The sequence below is a fragment of the Micromonospora sp. NBC_00821 genome (assembly GCF_036347035.1).
Lineage (GTDB): Bacteria > Actinomycetota > Actinomycetes > Mycobacteriales > Micromonosporaceae > Micromonospora > Micromonospora hortensis.
Map to the genome: position 1 here is coordinate 4,796,397 of NZ_CP108880.1, position 16,940 is coordinate 4,813,336.

Below are 16,940 nucleotides of genomic sequence, written 5' to 3' on the forward strand. Positions count from 1 at the left end.
TGAGTCGTCGCCGAACCTGCCGGTGCCGCTCGCACGAATGGGATCGTTGCTGAGTGACGAAGTCGCTTGACCTGCATCTGGAGTTCGATCGGAGTGCGGGTTCCCCGGGTCGCTCGCTGGAGAGCGCGTTACGGGAGAGCATTCGGACCGGCCGGCTGCGGGCCGGGTCGCGCCTACCTGGCAGCCGGAGCCTGGCCGCCGACCTGGGCCTGGCCCGGGGCACCGTGGTGCAGGCGTACGCGCAGTTGGTGGCGGAAGGGTGGCTGCTGGCGGCACCCGGCTCGGGCACCCGGGTCGCTGACGTGCTCCATGATCCGCCCCGCACGCGCGGACAACCGCGGCCGTCGCCCCCGGCCGGGCCATTGATCGAGTTGCGGCCGGGGATTCCCGACCTCGCGTCTTTCCCCCGAACGGCCTGGGCGGACAGCGTCCGCCGGGCGCTGACGACGGCTCCACGCGGCACGCTGGACTACTCCGAACCGACCGGGCTACCCGCACTGCGGGCGGCGGTGGCCGGCTATCTCGCGCGCACTCGTGGGGTGCTCTGCGACCCGGAGGCGGTGGTGATCACGGCGGGCTTCACCCAGGGCCTCTCCCTGCTGGCGCGGACGCTGCACCGGCGCGGCGTCCGCGCCATCGCCACCGAGAACCCCGGTCTGGCCCATCACCGCACGGTGCTGCGTGCTGCGGGCCTGACCGTCACCCCGCTCACCGTCGGCCCCGGCGGGGCCGACCCGGATGACGCGGCGGGTCAGGCCGCGCTGCTCACCCCGGCGCACCAGCATCCGACCGGAGTGGTGCTCGCCCCACGGCACCGCTACCGGCTCATCGCGTGGGCACGGAAGCACGACGCGTTCCTCATCGAGGACGACTACGACGGCGAGTTCCGCTACGACCAGCGGCCGGTGGGCGCCATGCAGGCGCTGGCACCAGAGCGGATCGTGTACGCGGGCAGCACGAGCAAGTCGCTGGCGCCGGGCGTCCGCCTGGGTTGGTTCGTCGTACCCGAGCCACTGCGTCGTGACCTGACGACGACGATCGCGGAGGCCGGCGCCGCAGTTTCCGCGATCGACCAGCTCACGATGGCCGACCTGCTCACGCACGGCGACTACGACAGGCACATCCGCCGCATGCGCCTGACCTACCGACGTCGCCGGACCGAGCTGGCCGCCCGCCTTGCCGAGGTGACCACCACTGCGCTGGAGGGCATCGCTGCCGGCGTGCACGCGCTGCTACCGCTGGCTTCCGTGGCGGAGGAGCGCTGGCTGATCCAGGCCGGACGCCGCGAGGGACTGCGCCTGATCGGCCTGCACGGCAACGGCTACTGGCACGATCCCGCGGATGAGCGGCAGCCGGCGGCCCTGGTCCTCGGATACGCGGCGCCGCCGGCTCACGCCTGGCAGGAGGCACTGTCCGGACTCTGCCAACTGGTCCATCAGACCGGTCACCAACTGGTCCATCCTGCTGGTCCGGTCGGGGATACGTTCGACTCATGCAGACCATGAAGATCGGAAATAACGAGATCGTGCTGCTGGGCACGGCCATGCCACCGGAGTTGCCGGATGGCTCCCACGTGATGACAGCGACGATCGAACTGCCACCGGGCGACCCGGGCACGCCGCCACACCGGCACTCCGGCCCGGTCTTCGGCTACCTGCTCGAGGGCGAGATGATCTTCGAGCTGGAGGGCGAGCCCGAACGGGTGATCAAGGCCGGTGAGGCGTTCTGGGAGCCAGGCGGCGACGTCATCCACTACCGGTCCGCCAACAACCTGTCCGATCGGGTGACCAAGTTCCTGGTCGTGATGGTGTGCGCGCCCGGCCAGGAAATGCTGGTGCTGGTGAGCCCCGACGAGCTCGAACAGCGTAAGAACCGCCGCTCAATCCGGCCGAACTGACGGAAGAGGCACGTCATGCGTATCGTTCTCGCCGGTTCGACCGGCGTCATCGGCCGCCGGCTCGAGCCGATCCTGACCGCCCGGGGGCATGAGGTCATCGGGTTGGCCCGCAACGGCCCGGTCGCCGTCGACGTGCTCGACCGGGACGCGGTCGCGGCCGCCGTCCGCGACGCCCGGCCCGACGTGGTGATGCACCAGCTGACCAGCCTGAGCACCGGCGACTTCGCCGCCAATTCGCGGCTGCGCCGGACCGGGACCCGCAATCTGGTCGACGCGGCGCTCGCCGCCGGGGTACGCCGGATCGTGGCACAGAGCATCGCCTGGGCGTACGAGCCGGGCGCCGAGCCGGCGGCCGAGCAGACCCCGCTCGACCTCGACGCCCCAGAGCCACGCCAGACCAGTGTGGCCGGTGCCGCCGCGCTCGAATCCGCCGTCCAGGAGGCGCCCGAGTGGGTCCTGCTGAGGTACGGCACCCTCTACGGCCCGGGCACCTGGTACGCCCGCGACGGTCTGATGGCCCAGTTCGCCGCCGCCGGCAAGGTCCCCGCCGACGCGGACGTGAGTAGCCTGCTGCACGTCGACGACGCCGTCGCCGCCGCGGTCGCGGCTCTGGAGTGGCCCGTCGGCGTCGTCAACGTCTGCGACGACGAGCCAGCCGCCGCCTCGCAGTGGGTGCCCGCGTTCTGCGCGGCGGCCAATGTGCCAGCGCCAGCGGTGACCGAGGGCGAGCGGCATGGCTGGGCGCGAGGAGCGAGCAACCACCACGCCCGCACGCACCTTGGCTGGAACCCGACCTACCCGTCCTGGCGTCAGGGATTCGCCACCCTGTGAGGCGTCCGCACAATTTGATCTTGCAGAAGCAACGGAGACGAAGAGTCATGTTCGATCACCCCGAACTCGCCGCGCTCAGCGACGACTATGCCCGCTTCGGGCTGGAGCGCGATGCGGTACGCGAATGGGAGGACGGCGCCCGCACCGACAATCGCGCCGGGTCGTACGAGTGGTGGTACTTCGACGCCCACCTCGACGACGGCGCGAAGGTTGTCGTGGTGTTCATGAACAAGGACCTCGGCGCGGCGGGTAGCCCGCTGTCACCGCAGCTCCGGGTCAACCTGGAACTGCCTGACGGGACGACGTCCCACAACACGATCGCGATCCCCGCAGCGGACTGGTCGGCGGCGAGCGGGCGTACTGACGTCCGCATGGGGCCGGGCAACCGCTTCCACGGCGAGAGCCTGCGCGAGTACCGGATCCAGGCGACCGCCGGGGGGCTGAGGGTCGACTTCACACTGACGTCCGAGGTCCCGGCCTGGCGTCCGGCCACCGGGCACATGCTGTTCGGCCCGGAGGGCGACCTCGAGTTCAACTGGCTGCCCTCGGTGCCCCAGGGAGCCGTGCGGGGCTCGTACACGATCGACGGGGTGCGGCACGAGACGACCGGCGTCGGCTACCACGACCACAACTGGGGCAACGTCGGGCTGCCGAAAATCATCAATGACTGGTATTGGGGACGGGGGCAGGCCGGACCGTACACGGTCATCGCGTCGTTCATCACCGGCGCCGAAAAGTACGGCTTCGCCGAGATTCCCATCTTCATGCTGGCCCGCGACGGCCGGATCATCGGCGACGATCCAGCGAAGATGACGTTCGAGCGGGACGGGGTCTACACCGACGCGAAGACCGGCAAGCCGGTGGCGGGCATCGTCCGCTACACCTACGTGGACGACGACGACACGTACGTGGTGACCTTCGACCGCGAGCGCGACCTGGTCCGCAATCCCCTCACCAAGGACCTGCCCTGGCTGAAGCGGGCAGCGGCCCGGTTGGTCCGGTTCGACGGCGCCTACCTCCGCTTCGCCGGCCTGCTCACGATCGAGCACCACAAGGGCGGACAGGTGGTCGAGGCGTTCGCCGAGGACGCGATCTGGGAGCTCATGTACTTCGGGCACGCCCGCGCCACCGTCGCGGGTTCGTCAGTGCCCGGTCGGCGGGTCGCCCGGAAGCGGCACTGAGTCCATCGGCTGGCGAAGGCGCTCGATCAACTCGCGGGCGGCCTCGGCGTACCGCTGCTCCGATCCGCGGGGCCGGTGCCCCTGGATCGGAGGCGGGACGCTGTCGCCGGGTAACGGCACCACGTCGGCGGGATCCCGTAGCCGGCGGTCCACCGTTGCCGCCCTCTGGCCGACGGTCGCCGGCACTGCTGTCCGGTGGGCGGTGAATATCCAGCCGCCGATCGAGTCGGTGTCACGCCACAGGTTCACCCACCGCCAATCGACGCGAGAGCCGATCTCGTGCAGCACCTCGTCGTCGACGAAGGCGGGGAACAGTCGCGCGTAGAGTCGGCTCAGTGGCGACCCGTGGGTGAGCAGAGCGACTCGACTGCTGACCTGGGGCGGCAACTGGAGCACTGTCGCGGCGGCCAGGACCGCACCGTGGCTGTGTGCGGTGAGCAGCACGAGGTTGCCGCGTCCGACCAGATACGTGATTCGTCTGGTCAACTCCGGCACCGCTCGTTCGGCGTAGCAGGGTGGCGCGAACGGGTGGGCGGCCCGTGGCCAGAAGGTGCCCAGGTCCCACAGGACACCGACGTGGCGCCTGAATTCGGCCGTCCGGTAGGCGAAGATGCCGCCGATGATAAGGCCGAGGATGATCGCGGCGATCCCCCAGCTCCCGAACGCGATGGAGAAGGTGATCAGGTCGCCGGGTACCCGTGCGTACCGCTGCACAGACTCGCTCGGCAGCAACTCCAGCAGACCGAGGGTGGTGGTGGCCGTGCCGATTCCGGCCAGGCAGGCGTAGACCACCGCCAACGGAATCAGCCTTTCCGTGAAACGGGCCCTGGCTATCGCCTCCTGCACCTGCCGTAGTCGGGTCGCGGCTGCGGGCGGGCGGTCCGGAAAGTCGCAGGCCACGATCGCCGCCGCGGCACGACGTCGACGGCGTCGAGAGACGAGGACGACCGGAACCGCTACCACCAGCGTGAACAGCACTGTCCGGAGAAAGCCGAAGATCGCCCAGGTGAACGCCGGCGGCAGACCGGAGGCCAGGCCCTCTCCGGTCGGCGCGTCGCGATCCAGTAGATCCGCCACCCGGTAGACGAACTCAGCGGACACTGCCACCGCCAGACTGACCGCGCTGGCCGCCATCACCAGCGCGCCCAGCCCGAGCAGCGGGATGGCGTCCCGCCGCCGTACCCGGCGCCAGAGCAGCACAGCGCCGAGGGCGGTCAGCAGGGTCGTCTGGGCAACGAACAGCGAGGTGAGGAGTGCGCCGTAGCCGGGTAGGCCGCCCCCCTCGTGCCACGGCGCCGGGCTGGCGAGGACGTGGACCGCCACCACGATGGTCAGGGCCACGGTTACCGTCCGCACCGTGCGGGTGATTCGGTCCAGTCGCTGATCCGAGGCGGCCCGGTCGAGCAGCGCGGGCAGGCAGAGCAGGACCACGCAGCCGGCCAGCACCGTCCCGGTGGCCACGGCCAACACGATCGTGCTGGCCGAGGCGCCGTTCGCGGCTCGGGCGGCGAGCAGGGCGACGTCCAGTGTCGCGAACGCCGCCGCGACGTGAATCGAGCGCAGCCGACCCACCAGCGGCCCGGCGTCCCACTGACCGATCCCACTGAGTCGGTGCTCGGAGACCTCGTCCGCCGGAGCGCGGAACGCGTCGAACATCTTTCCCGGCCGGGTGCTGGCCCGCCAGAGCAGGCCGATGGCGACGGCCGGAACCACAGCGAGTACCGCGAGGCGCAGGCCCACAGGTTGCCCACCCAACCAGGACAACCAGGTACGCCCGGCCAGGCAACGTGACGAGCCCATGCATTTCCACGCGATCAGGTCCAGCGTGACGCCGACGAAGGCCAGCACGTACAGCGCGGTGAGGGTGAGCGCCAGCAACCGGCACAGGGATCTGACCGTCGCGTCGGAGCCAGGGCTCGCCGGTCGCATCCAGATCGCCAGGTTGGCCAGCATGAACGGCAGGAGGAACACCAGCGTCAGTGTTCGGACCACGCTTCCGGCGGGAAGGTCACCCCAGCGGTACGCCTCAGTCACCCGTTCGCCGCCGCCGCACGAACATGGGCGTCGGGGTCGGTAGAAGCCCCCACTGCGGTCGCCCGCGACCTGCTCGACCTGCGCCACGTTCAACACCTGGGCGGCGCTTGCGCTGGCGGCGCCGTGTACCCGCAGTTCCACCACGTCATCGGACGTCCCGGGCCCGCCTGACCGCGCTGATGCACCCGACATCGGCCCCTCCGAAGCACCTTCGGTGGCCAAACCGGGTGAACCCAGCCCCCGCGCCACTCGCGGCGGTGTACCCCGCCCGGCCGAGACCAACCGTGCGCCCGCCGCACGGCTGGCTCAGCGCTTACAGGTCCTCGGGCCGCACAAAATTCCTGTGTCGATCTGGTAGGCGGTGGCTAGCGTACGCGGATGAGCATCGTCCCAAGGACCGGCCTGCGGCTGCGGTTCCTCAGCGATCCGGGCGAGTTCCTGGCCGTTGCTGGTGACTACCTGCGCGCCGATCCGGTCGTCAGCACTGTCGTGACCACCATCGCGCACCGGCTGTTGTCGCAGCGGACCGAGGGGATCCCGCAGCCCGACCGCAACTGGTGGCTGGTGGTCAGCGACGACTCCGGTGCCGTGGTCGGCGCCGGGATGCGCTCGGCGCCGTATGCCCCCTATCCCCCGTTCCTGCTGCCCATGCCCGACGAGGCGGCCGCTGCGCTGGCCCACGCCCTGCACGAGCGCGGGGAGGAGGTCCTCGCTGTCAACGGGGCCCTGCCTGCCGCCGAGCTGTGCGCCGCCGCGCTGGCCCGGCTCAGCGGGGGTGACGTTCAGGTCGCCCAGCACACACGACTGCATGAGCTCGGCGAGCTGACGTGGCCACCATTGGTACCGGGCAGCCTGGTTACCGCGACCGAAGACGACGCGGGACTGGTCACGCAGTGGCTCGCCGCGTTCATTGGCGACGCCGACGAACAGGCGGGCCGCCCGCCCGGTACGAGTGCGCACGAAGCGCCCGACCACGCGGAGGTGCTGCGTCGGATCCGAGCCGGACGGCTGTGGTTCTGGGTCGACGAGACCGGGGAGCCGGTGCACCTCACCGGCGCGAACCCACAGTCGTTCGGGGTGGCCCGCCTGGGCCCGGTGTACACACCGCCGGCCCAGCGCGGACGCGGTTGGGCCAGCAACGCGGTAGCCGAGGTTTCCCGCCGAATCCAGGCCGAGGGCGCGCGGGTCTGCCTGTTCACCGACCAGGCCAACCCGACGTCAAACAAGATCTACGCCGCCCTCGGCTACCGGCCGGTCGTCGACATGGCCAACCTGGTCATCGTCCGATGAGCAACTGGCGGAGCGGCTCCACCGCTCAGGTCGAGGTCTGCTCGCGCAGTGCGCAGGCCGTTCATCACTGGGCGAGCCCGTTCGGCCAGCCAGAGTTCACTGTGCTGCTGCTCTGTGACCGCGACGACGAGGCGACTCTGTTGCGGGAGGAGATCGCCCGCGCGGACGCCGGTACGCCTCACCGAGACGGGCCCGCTGATCGTCGGCCGTAGGAGACGGTTGTCCCCACCAGCAACACCGCTCCTGCGAAGAAGTAGGTGTTGACTCCGATGCCGGTCCAGAACTCGCCCGTCGAGATGTCCACCGCCCCCACGAAACCACCGCGACGGACACCGGTGACCATCAGAAGATTCTCGACCATTCCTGGAACACCCCGGATGACGAGCAGGGTGCTGCCGAACACCAGTGGCGTCAGCAGCAACCATTGGGGAAGACGTCGGGCCGGCGGGCGGACTGTGGCCAGAACGACGGCTGCTCCGATGGCCGACATGGAGATGAGCACCACGTTGAAGATCACGTAGGCCCTCATGCCCCACGGTCCATCACCGGTTGGATCGGGCCCAGGAAAGAACACCAGGAACACGTGGGACACCACAAAGAAGATCAACCAAGCCAAGGCGCCGTACGCCCAGCGACGGCCTCTGCGAGCGGACATACCAGCACTCTCGCCAAGGCGGCACCGTGACGCCTCCCGCCCTGGGTGGGTTTCGCTCCCCCAGCAGAGCGAGGTGCGGGAGTGTCGAATGCTGCTACCGGGGTGCCACTCTCGGCATGATTCTCCGTTCGCCGGTGGCGGCCATCGAGTGCATCGCGGCGCTGGCGAGCGGAATCAGCCGAGCCAGGCCCGGCTGTCCGTTGCGTCGGGCCAGGTCGGGCCCGAGGCGAGCCATCAGCAGGGTGAGCGCCGGCAAGGGCCGGACGTAGAGGGTGATGTGCTTGATCAGGCCGTCGGCACCCAGACGCAGGCGCTGGGCTTCGTAGAGACGCACCGCGCCGACCTGCGCCTCGTAGAAGAGCGCCACGGTGCGGCCCTCGGCGACCTGGTCGGTGTAGGTGATGTCATCGATCGCGGCCAGGGCCACTTCGAGCAAGGTGCGTACCTGCTGGCGGCCTTGAAAGGTGAACTGCTCCGTGATCGGCGAGACCACTGTGACATCAGGGCTGAGGGCGGCGACCGCGCCGGCGGCGTCACCGGCCTCGCCGGCGGTCCGCCAGGCGGCGACGGCGTCATACGACTGATTCACGGGCACTCCCCCATGTTTGCTGTGGACACCGGAGGCTCTGGTACTGCATGCCGCTGTCACGTCAGGACCGCCTTGGGGAGACGGCTCTCCGCCGTCGGCACGTTCGTCCCGCAGCGATCGTTCGGCAATCAGGGCTGGGGTGCGTACGTCCAACGTAGTTGGTGAATGGCGTACACGACGTCCCGCGTTCGACAACCGGGCTCGCCGCTCGTGCAGCCAGACCAGCACCACCATGGCGACGTGGAAGGCAACCGGCGCCGCGATCGCCACTTCGGCCCGTCTACAGCCAGTCGTGTTGGCGGGCGTAGCGGGCCGCTTCGTGGCGGGTCCGGGTCTGGGTCTTGCGCATGGCGTTGGAGAGGTAGTTGCGGACGGTGCCCGGAGCGAGGTGCAGGCGTGCGGCGATGTCGGCGACCGAGTAGCCCTCGCCGGTGACCCGCAGGACGTCGGCTTCACGGTCGGTGAGGGGGGAGTCGTCGGTGACGGCGAGCGTGGACACGTCCGGGTCGATCCAGCGTTTGCCCGCGTGCAGGGTGGCGATGACCGAGGTGATGTGGGCCGGTTCGGCGGACTTGCTGACGAAGCCCTGGACGCCGAGCTTCAGGGCCTTGCGCAGCACGCCGGGGCGGGCGTGTCGGGTCAGCATGAGGACCACCTGCTCCGGTCGCTCGCGGCGGATCTCCGCGACCGCGCCGAGGCCGTCCACGCCGGGCATCTCCAGGTCGATGACCAGCACGTCGGGCCGGTGCCGCAGGGTGGCGGCGATCGCCGTGCGGCCGTCCTGCGCCTCGGCGAGAACGGTGATGTCGCCCTCCATCGGCAGCAGCGCGGCCAGGGCCGTGCGGAGCAGCGCCTCGTCGTCGGCGAGCACGATGGTGGTCATCGGCCGTCCTTCCCGGTAGCCGTCGGGGGCGCGTCGACCCGAGTGGGTGGGAAGGTCGCTGCGGTCAGGAACCGCCCGTCCTCCTGTTCCACAGTCAGCTCACCCCCGTCGCCCGCCACCCGTTGCCTCAGCGCCGCCAGGCCCCTGAGTTCCGGGGGCGTGCTGGCGGTCGCGCCGTCGTTGACGATGGTGATGCCCGACGCGGCGAGCGTGATCTGCACCTGGGTGGCCTGGGCGTGGCGCAGGATGTTGGTGGTCGTCTCGCGCAGCACCTGCCCGAGCAGTTCGCTGGCGCGGGCGTCGACCTCGGCCTCCCGGGTCACCCGGACCCGGATTCCGGCGGCCTCGAACAGGTTCTTCGCGTTCTCGATCTCGGCGGTGAGGTTGAGCCGCCGTTGCGCGTAGGCGAGTTCCTTGGTCTGCGCGATGGTGTCGCTGACCAGCGTGTACGTCTCCCGCAGTTCCTTCTCCGCCCGAGCGGTGTCGCGGAGCAGCAGTCGCTGGGCCAGGGCTATCTTCAGCTTCACCACGTGCAGGGTGTGACCCTGGATGTCGTGCAGGTCGCTGGCGAACCGCACGCGCTCCCGCACCACGGCCAGCTCCGCCTCGCGTTCCCGGGTCTGTTCGAGCTCCCGGATGAGGTCGTAGAACCGCTCGCCCACCACCGTGAAGACCGTCACGACGATGGTGAGGGCGGTCGGGATGAGAACGTAGGTGACCAGAACGTGACCGACGTCGTCCCGCTGCACCAGCAGCCGCGCCGCGCCGACGACAGCGACGTAGGTGAACAGCCCGGCCATCACCAGCTTCCGGCGTCGTCGCACCTCGCGCAGGGCAAGTGAACCTACGGCGCAGACACCCCAGTAGGCGTTGGGGCTGCCGGTCACCAGGACCCCGAGCGGCCACACCGCTGCCGCCACGACCAGACAGGGCAGCGCGACCCGGGCGAGGTCGTTTGCCGTCCACCGTTCGAACGCCACCACGGCCGCCACGGCCCCCGGGGCCAGAACGGCGAGGTGCCACCAGGCACGCGCATCGGTGTAGAGCAGGACCACGGCGGCGAACACCACCGGCGGCAGTGACGTGGCCAGGTTGAGCCGGCGCAGCCTCCCCTGCGTCGACTCGGTGAAGCGCGGCGATCGAGCGGTCACCACCTCAGTATCCGGCAGCCAGAGGCGCCGACCAGTGACACCACGTCACATGCGGTGATGACGTGGTGCCACTGACGGGTCGGCCGCGCCCGCGCTGTCATTGGTGCATGTCCACCACACCCGTCATCGACGTCGAACGGCTGAACCTCACCTACGGCGACTTCCACGCCGTCAAGGACCTCTCCTTCCAGGTACGACCCGGAGAGCTGTACGCGCTGCTGGGCACCAACGGCGCCGGAAAGACCTCGACCCTGGAGGTCATCGAGGGACACCGCAGGCCAACCTCGGGCTCGGTACGCGTCTTCGGGCACAGCCCCGACGACCGGAGAGCGGTACGTCCCCGAATGGGCGTCATGCTCCAGGAGAGCGGATTCTCCCCAGACCTCACCGTCCGTGAGTCCGTCGGTCTGATCGGCCGGCTCAGCGGGCGTAGCGACGACGTCGACCGGGTGCTCGACATGGTCGACCTCACCGGCCGAGCCGGCCGCAAGGTGTCGCAGCTCTCCGGCGGAGAGAAGCGGCGGCTGGACTTCGCCACCGCCGTCTACGGCACCCCGGAGCTGATCTTCCTCGACGAGCCGACCACCGGCCTCGACATCCAGTCCCGCGACGCCGTCTGGGCGACCGTCGACCGGCTCCGCGAGAACGGCGCGACCATCGTGCTCACCACCCACTACCTGGAGGAGGCACAACAACGCGCCGACCGCATCGGACTGATGCACCAGGGCACCCTCCACCGCGAGGGCACCGTGGCCGAACTGACCCGCACCCTGCCCGCGGTCATCCGCTTCTCCCTTCCGGCACCGGCACCGGCACCGACGCTGCCGGTGCGTGCCGCCGTCGACGCGGCCGGGAAGGTCGTGGTCGAGACCTTCGAGCTGCAGAAGGACCTGCACCTCCTGCTCGGCTGGGCGCAGGACCACGCCGTGGAGCTGCGGGACCTGGCGGCAGGGCCGACCCGCCTCGACGACGTCTTCCGCGCCATCAACAGTTGATTCGATCTTCCGCGAGGAGCCTCACCGTGTTGTCCATCGCGTCCAGCGAACTGATCCAGATCTTCCGCAACCGGCTCGTGCTGATCACCAGCCTCATCATCCCGGTCGCGGTCTGCGTGTTCTTCGTCCGTCAGCACGAGACGTACGCCGCCATCGGGAGCCTCGGCTACATCGCCGCGATCGTCACGTTCACGGTGGCCGCGTTCGGGCTCTACGCCACCGCCGTCACCACCCTGGCGTCCCGGCGACAGAATCTCTTCCTCAAGCGGCTGCGCTCCACCGCCGAAGGCGACGCCGGCATCCTCGCCGGCCTCCTGCTGCCAGTGGTCGTCCTCGCCGGGGTGCAGGTGACAGCGATCCTGACCGCCCTGGCCGTGGTCGCCGACGCACCGGCGAACGTCGCCCTGCTGGTGGTGGCGGTCCTCGCGACAGTGGCCATGATGATCGGCCTGGCGCTGGCCACGGCCGGATTGACGAACTCCCCCGAACACGCCCAGGTCACCACCCTGCCCGTTACCCTCGGGGTGATCGCCATGGCCAGCTGGGTGGGCATCACCGGCACCGAGAACCTCGCCTGGCTCAAGCGGCTGCTGCCCGGCGGCGCGGCCACCGAACTGACAATGAACGCCTGGAACGGCGGCGTCGCCGTGACCGACTCCCTGCTCCTGCTCGCGCCCACGCTCGGCTGGGTCGTCGTCGCCGTCGCTCTGGCCACCCGACTCTTCCGCTGGGAGCCGCGCCGATGACCATCGAAGCCCGATCCGACGCGCCGACAGTGGTGGAAGATCTCCTACTACTCCTCTTCCAACCCAGATCCGGGACCATCGCGGGAGAGAACACCCTCTTCTACGTCCTCGGCGGCGCCGTTCTCGCGGACCTCGCCCTCGGCGACCACCTGACCACTGCGGACCGGGGGCGGCTCAGGAGCGTGGCAGGTCACCCACCCACCGATGGCCTCCTGGGTCCCGCGTGGGACTACCTCGCCGAGAAACCGAGGGGGGTGCAGACGGCCCTGGCCGCGATCGGTCCAGCCCTGCGCCAGCCGGTGCTGGAACGGCTCATCGCGCGGGGCGACATCGACCAGGAGCCCCGTAAGGTGCTCGGCCTGTTCCGGACGACGGCGCTTCGGGAGGGCAGGACCGAACGACGGGCCCGCCTGCTCGCCGACGTTCGGCGGGTCCTGGTGGACGGCGCGGAGCCGCAAGCCCGTGTCGCCGCGCTCGCGGCGCTGCTCTCGGCGAGCGGGACGCTCCCGCAGTTCGACCGCGAGATCCCGTGGACGTCACCGGTGATCAGCCGGGCCAAGGAACTCGAGCGGGGCAACTGGGGTGCCGACGCCGCGGCGGCGGCCGTGACCCGCACCGTGACGGCCACCGTCGTCAACAGCGCCATCGCGGCCATCACAGTGCTTCCTCGAAGCTAGCTTCGAGGAGAGCGCGGGAGGCGCTGGCGGCCGTGGAGACCGTCACACGGCCGGCAAACTGGTGCTCACTGTCTCCGTCTGACGACCGGCGACCCGCTGCCAGGGTGCGGCAGCACACCGCGCCCCGGCAGCGGCCTCCGCAGGACCGACGGACGTGTGCGGTTCGGTGGAAGCCTTCTACGCTCCCTCTCGGGTGTTGGACGGGTGCGGCCGTTCGGGTGGTTTCCCCTTGGCGTGGACGGCGTCGGAGGCGGCGATGCCGGCGAGGACGATGACGGCGGTGACGGCCACGGCCAGCGGCGGCAGAAGGATCATGAACGGTGAGGCGGCGGCGAGCGCCAGAGCGCCGATGATCCGGGAGCGGGACACCCGGGCGAATACGGCATGTTCCACCAGGGCTCGTCCAATCAGGAAGAGCATCGGCCCGCCGAGGACGACGAGAACCCACGCCGCGTTGGTGTGCCCGAACGGATGTTCGATCACGATTTCGTACCCCACGGCAACGGCGACGATCCCGGCCACCATGAGTACGTGCGCGAGGAAAGCCTCCCGGATGAGGTGCGCGGGCTCAGCGGCGACCCTGATGGCTTCGGGCAACAGCTGGCCCGCCCTGAAGACGTAGACGCGAAACAGCAGCACGGTGGTGATGAATGACACCGCGAAGGCTGCCGCGGCTCCGCCGTGCCGAAACGAGGTGTCGCTGTAGGCCGAGCCGGTCGTCAAAATAAGTTCACCGAGAGCGATGATGAAGAATTGTCGGTAGCGCTCAGACAGGTATTCGGCCAGAACGGGCCACTGCCGTTGCGTGGGACGGGACCACGGCGCGGGATAGAACAGCAGCAGTGCCGCGCCGTCGATGGCGATCGCGAGCGTCCACAACAGGCTGCGGGCCAGATCCGTCACGATCGCGCCGGCGATCCACGGCACTGCCGACAACGTGAACCAGAAGAACACCCCAGCCGCTCGGCGCTGAGCTTCGTGGCCACGCAGCAGCGGCACGATGACCAGCCCACGAATGATGTGGACGGCGACGTAGGCCCCAGCGAAGGCCAGACCTCTGTCCCCGAACGCGTGCGGCACCGCGACCGCCATCACCAGCGCGCCGAGCATGGCCGTGTAGACCAGCACCTGAAGCTGCGGCCGCTGCGGATCGTAGAGGTCGGTGACCCACGCCGTGACGAACCACAGCACGATGAAGGCCAGCAGCAACAGGAGCGTCTCGCCGACGTCGATGAGGACGACGCGCTGCTCGGTAAGCTCCGCGACCAGTCGCTGTGAGACCCGATTGAGGGCGAAGATGAAGACGAGGTCGAAGAAGAGTTCCAGAAGGCTCGGACGCTGCGGTTGCCCGGGTTTTCGAAGCAGCGCTGCTGCCCTTGTCGACATGGGCCGCCCATTCCTGCCGGCTTCGCCTATCCGGGTATTGGTACCACGCCGGAAGGGTCGTCGAGTCGATACCCGAAGAATGCCGGTGGGCCACAACCTCTTTGGTAGGCGTCGCGATCCCCATTCCTCCGACGGGTTGGTCCGCCACCGGTAATGGGCACGATTCGGCGCGCTACGAGCGCGGGGTTGTATCCCCCTTCGAGGGGTACGCCCGTTGCGCCACGCGGGTGCCGTCGGATCAGCCGAGCGGGTCGGTGTGAGCCGCGTACGCGCCGGAGGGCCGGTACCGGATGGATCAGCGAGACGCTGGCGGGCGCGCCAGGGCCGACGGCTTCGTGGAACTACGGGTGCACGGGGTCTCCGCCACCGGACCGGACGACCTCCTGGATCGACAGCACGTGCAGCAGGTGGCGGGTGACCACAGGGGCGGCTTCTATCGACCCCGGCCGGGAAACCACGAGGGCGCCGAGACGGACGGGGTGACGCTGGAGGCCTACCGCTGGAACAACCTGCCCGCCGGCAACGCGGTGCGAACGCTGTCGATGGTGATCCTGTTGCCCTTCATGCTGATCAACCTCGCCATCTGGATGCGTCCGGCCACGGCCGGCTCCGACCCGGTGATCAAGGCCCTGTGCCGGTTGTTGGCGCTCACCCTGACCGGGATGTACGTGCTGAGCATGGTGGGCATCGCGCTGGATGTGATTGCGTGGAAGTGCATGTCCTCACCGGAGTGCCTGGCGGGACGCAGTTGGCTCTCCTGGCTCGGGGGGCGTCCTGCCGGACTGCGCCTGGCGGTACTCGCGCTGGTGCCGGCTGCGGCCATCAGCCTGGTGTGGGGGCTCAGCGCTCGCCCGGCACTCCCGTCTCACGTCTTCCGCTCGGCCGACCAGCCTCTTGCGGCGAATCGGCTCACCGCCGTCGGCCGGTGGGACAATGAGCCGCTGGTCGGTCGACTGCGCTCGATTCACGTCGCGGCGGCATTTGCCACGCTGGACCTCAGCCTGCTCGGTGCCCGGGCCGCACAGGGTTTGTCGATCGGCACCGTCGCGCTGGCGGCAACTTGCGGACTCCTGCTGATCATGAGTGCGGTTCTGCTCTGCATCCCACCCCTGACCAGGCCAACGGAGTGGCGGCTCGACCGGTTGGTCAGCGCACTGCGCACGATCGCCCTCGGTCTGACCGTGCTGGTCTGGATCCACGTCCTGACCAGTTCAGCCTCCTGGCCGGAACGGAACGGGCTGCCCGGCTACAACCTGACCGTCGTCGGGCTGTTCATCGGTCAGGCGGTGCTGCTGGCTGCCCTGGGGGTGGTGCTGTTCTGGCATCGGCGTCGAGAGCCGGGTGTCGCGCCCGCGCTCGGATTCGGCGCCCTGGCGACCTCCGTAGCCGCGATCAGCCTGGCGCTCACGTTCTCCGCCGAACTGGTCTATCGGGTGTCCGACGTCCTGAACAGGGGGGCGCCGACCGCGGAGGCGTTGATTACCAGCCCACCGCGTGCCTGCATCTGGGCGATCCTCGGCTTCTCGCTGGCGGTGCTGGTGACGCTTGCCGTCGCCGGTGTGGTGTCGGTGGCGTCACGACCGGGACGGATCCGGGCCGCGTCGGCAATCGTTGCTCGTGACTTCCCGGCCGCGCCTGCCGATGCCACGCCGCGGCTGCGGCAGGTGCGCAAGAGCATGGCCCGCGCCCGGTTCACCGAGCGGCTGGTGCCGCTCGCGGTTCTCTACGCCTGCCTGGCCGGGATCGGCATAGCAGCGGTCGCGCTCGGCCTGCTACCGACGCCTCCCAGCGAACTGGTCCAGCGCTACGTCGGGCTGCCGGCCGGCTTCGTCAACTTCGGCATCGGTGTCGGCAGTTATCTGATCGCCGCCCTCATCGTCGGCCTGGTCGTCGGCGGAATCTTCGCCTACCGCACCCCCGGATTCCGCCGGTACGTCGGCGTGCTGTGGGACCTGGGCACCTTCTGGCCGAGAGCCGCGCACCCGTTCGCGCCACCGTGTTACGCCGAACGGGCCGTTCCCGAACTGACCTGCCGGATCACTCACCTCGTCGACTCCGGCAACGCTGTGGTGCTCACCGGGCACAGCCACGGCTCCGTCCTGCTCGCCGCGACAGTGCTCCAACTGCCGCGACGGGTCACCGACCGGGTCGCGCTGCTGACCCACGGTTCGCCGCTGCGTCGGTTGTACGCCCGTCTCTTTCCCGCATACGTCAGCGACGAGGTGATCCACGAGATCGCCGACCGGGTGGACTGGCGGTGGGTGAATCTGTGGCGGGACACCGACCCCATCGGCGGCCGCGTCTTTCCGCCGCATGGCCCCGACGAGACGCCCGCGGCGTGCGACCGAGAGGCGACCGTGGACCGACGGCTTCGCGACCCGTACGGCGTCACGCCTCCGTCCGGCGACATCTTCCCGCCACCGATCAAAGGGCACCGGCCCTGCGAATCCGAGGAGGCGTTCACCGAGGCGGTGCGTCACCTGGCCGACCACCTCCGCTGAGGGCACCGATCGCAGGGTGCCTGGGTCTCGGTGTGATGCGGTCAGCGACAGCAGACCCGAGACGTCCCCCATGTGCTCGCACTGCGCAGAAGTGCGGTCACGAGTAGCGGACAGCCGACACCAG

The 16,940-nt window shown here is 69.7% G+C and carries 15 protein-coding genes; 9 read left to right on the forward strand and 6 right to left on the reverse strand.

All coding sequences use genetic code 11. The features are described 5' to 3' along the window. The first annotated feature begins 53 nt into the window (after positions 1–53). The 4 genes from pdxR to OHB44_RS21955 are packed head-to-tail and all read left to right on the forward strand — an operon-like array spanning position 54 to position 3,909. Positions 54–1,505, forward strand: coding sequence for a MocR-like pyridoxine biosynthesis transcription factor PdxR (gene pdxR, locus OHB44_RS21940; protein ID WP_330438072.1), 1,452 nt, complete (start codon positions 54–56; stop codon positions 1,503–1,505). Beyond that, positions 1,493–1,897, forward strand: a complete 405-nt coding sequence (locus tag OHB44_RS21945) for a cupin domain-containing protein (protein ID WP_238684171.1) — start codon at positions 1,493–1,495, stop codon at positions 1,895–1,897. The genes pdxR and OHB44_RS21945 overlap by 13 nt, the downstream gene beginning before the upstream one ends. 15 nt (positions 1,898–1,912) lie before the next feature. Next, positions 1,913–2,728: an NAD-dependent epimerase/dehydratase family protein gene (locus OHB44_RS21950; protein ID WP_238684172.1), complete on the forward strand. Its 816-nt coding sequence runs from the start codon at positions 1,913–1,915 to the stop codon at positions 2,726–2,728. A 47-nt stretch (positions 2,729–2,775) separates the two neighbouring features. Next, entirely contained in the window at positions 2,776–3,909 is a 1,134-nt protein-coding gene (locus tag OHB44_RS21955) for a hypothetical protein (RefSeq protein WP_330438073.1), read from the forward strand. On the opposite strand, the gene OHB44_RS21960 is transcribed toward OHB44_RS21955, so the two are convergent. Beyond that, positions 3,871–6,084 carry a hypothetical protein gene (locus OHB44_RS21960; protein ID WP_238684174.1) on the reverse strand — a complete coding sequence of 738 codons (2,214 nt, stop codon included), beginning with the start codon at positions 6,082–6,084 and terminating at the stop codon, positions 3,871–3,873. The two genes, OHB44_RS21955 and OHB44_RS21960, sit on opposite strands and share 39 nt — an antisense overlap. Positions 6,085–6,321: 237 nt before the next feature. On the opposite strand from OHB44_RS21960, the gene OHB44_RS21965 reads away from it, so the two are divergent. Continuing rightward, on the forward strand, positions 6,322–7,233 hold the full coding sequence (locus tag OHB44_RS21965; protein ID WP_238684175.1) for a GNAT family N-acetyltransferase: 912 nt from the start codon (positions 6,322–6,324) through the stop codon (positions 7,231–7,233). A gap of 178 nt (positions 7,234–7,411) precedes the next feature. Here the strand turns inward: OHB44_RS21965 and OHB44_RS21970 are convergent, their stop codons facing one another. The 4 genes from OHB44_RS21970 to OHB44_RS21985 all read right to left on the reverse strand — a co-directional run bounded on the left by OHB44_RS21970 (position 7,412) and on the right by OHB44_RS21985 (position 10,511). Further along, entirely contained in the window at positions 7,412–7,762 is a 351-nt protein-coding gene (locus tag OHB44_RS21970; RefSeq protein WP_330438075.1) for a hypothetical protein, read from the reverse strand. 220 nt (positions 7,763–7,982) lie between these two features. Beyond that, positions 7,983–8,477, reverse strand: coding sequence for a nuclear transport factor 2 family protein (locus OHB44_RS21975; protein WP_330438076.1), 495 nt, complete (start codon positions 8,475–8,477; stop codon positions 7,983–7,985). Positions 8,478–8,757: 280 nt separating this feature from the next. Further along, positions 8,758–9,360, reverse strand: a complete 603-nt coding sequence (locus OHB44_RS21980; RefSeq protein WP_330438077.1) for a response regulator transcription factor — start codon at positions 9,358–9,360, stop codon at positions 8,758–8,760. Then, complete coding sequence (locus tag OHB44_RS21985; RefSeq protein WP_330438078.1) at positions 9,357–10,511, reverse strand: sensor histidine kinase; 1,155 nt, start codon at positions 10,509–10,511, stop codon at positions 9,357–9,359. The genes OHB44_RS21980 and OHB44_RS21985 overlap by 4 nt, the downstream gene beginning before the upstream one ends. A 107-nt stretch (positions 10,512–10,618) precedes the next feature. Here OHB44_RS21985 and OHB44_RS21990 point away from each other — a divergent pair, with 107 nt between their 5' ends. The 3 genes from OHB44_RS21990 to OHB44_RS22000 are packed head-to-tail and all read left to right on the forward strand — an operon-like array spanning position 10,619 to position 12,929. After that, a complete protein-coding gene (locus OHB44_RS21990; protein ID WP_330438079.1) occupies positions 10,619–11,506 on the forward strand; it encodes an ABC transporter ATP-binding protein in 888 nt (295 codons plus the stop codon). A 26-nt stretch (positions 11,507–11,532) separates the two neighbouring features. Beyond that, on the forward strand, positions 11,533–12,252 hold the full coding sequence (locus OHB44_RS21995; protein ID WP_330438080.1) for an ABC transporter permease: 720 nt from the start codon (positions 11,533–11,535) through the stop codon (positions 12,250–12,252). Continuing rightward, entirely contained in the window at positions 12,249–12,929 is a 681-nt protein-coding gene (locus OHB44_RS22000; protein ID WP_266301890.1) for a GOLPH3/VPS74 family protein, read from the forward strand. The genes OHB44_RS21995 and OHB44_RS22000 overlap by 4 nt, the downstream gene beginning before the upstream one ends. 177 nt (positions 12,930–13,106) lie before the next feature. Here OHB44_RS22000 and OHB44_RS22005 read toward each other — a convergent pair whose 3' ends face one another. After that, positions 13,107–14,315: a low temperature requirement protein A gene (locus OHB44_RS22005; RefSeq protein WP_330438084.1), complete on the reverse strand. Its 1,209-nt coding sequence runs from the start codon at positions 14,313–14,315 to the stop codon at positions 13,107–13,109. Between the two features lie 290 nt (positions 14,316–14,605). Here OHB44_RS22005 and OHB44_RS22010 point away from each other — a divergent pair, with 290 nt between their 5' ends. Then, a complete protein-coding gene (locus OHB44_RS22010; RefSeq protein WP_330438085.1) occupies positions 14,606–16,816 on the forward strand; it encodes a hypothetical protein in 2,211 nt (736 codons plus the stop codon). The last annotated feature ends 124 nt before the right edge of the window (positions 16,817–16,940 follow it).